The organism is Mammaliicoccus sp. H-M34 (assembly GCF_022386495.1).
Classification (GTDB): Bacteria; Bacillota; Bacilli; order Staphylococcales; family Staphylococcaceae; genus Mammaliicoccus; species Mammaliicoccus fleurettii.
This window is the reverse complement of sequence record NZ_JAJNIK010000027.1, coordinates 1-396: the sequence shown is the minus strand read 5'-3', so window position 1 is coordinate 396 and position 396 is coordinate 1. Positions and strand designations below refer to the sequence as shown.

General features: G+C 41.4%; 1 protein-coding gene. It reads left to right on the top strand.

Going from position 1 to position 396, the window contains the following annotated elements:
* Positions 1-396: Ig-like domain-containing protein (locus tag LQ608_RS12390; protein WP_239752193.1), on the top strand; the 396-nt coding region annotated here is incomplete at both ends.

Below are 396 nucleotides of genomic sequence, written 5' to 3'. Positions count from 1 at the left end.
AAGGTAATATTACAGCCAAAGCAACGGATAATGCGGAATCACCGAATACATCTGACGCTTCTGACTCAATCAAGGCAACTGATACAACAGCGCCAGTTAAACCTATCATCACAACTGATTTAACTGGTAAAGCTCATATGACGCCAACGATTTCTGTAACCGCTGAACCAGGTTCTACTGTTGAATTATTCGATAAAGATGGCAATAAGATTGGTGAAGCTATGGCCAATGATCAAGGTGTTGCGGAAATCACGCCAACCACACCATTACCTGAAGGTAATATTACGGCCAAAGCAACAGATAACGCAGAAACACCAAATACGTCTGATGCTTCTGATCCAATCAAAGCGACAGATACAACAGCTCCAGTTAAACCAGTTATCACTACTGATTTAA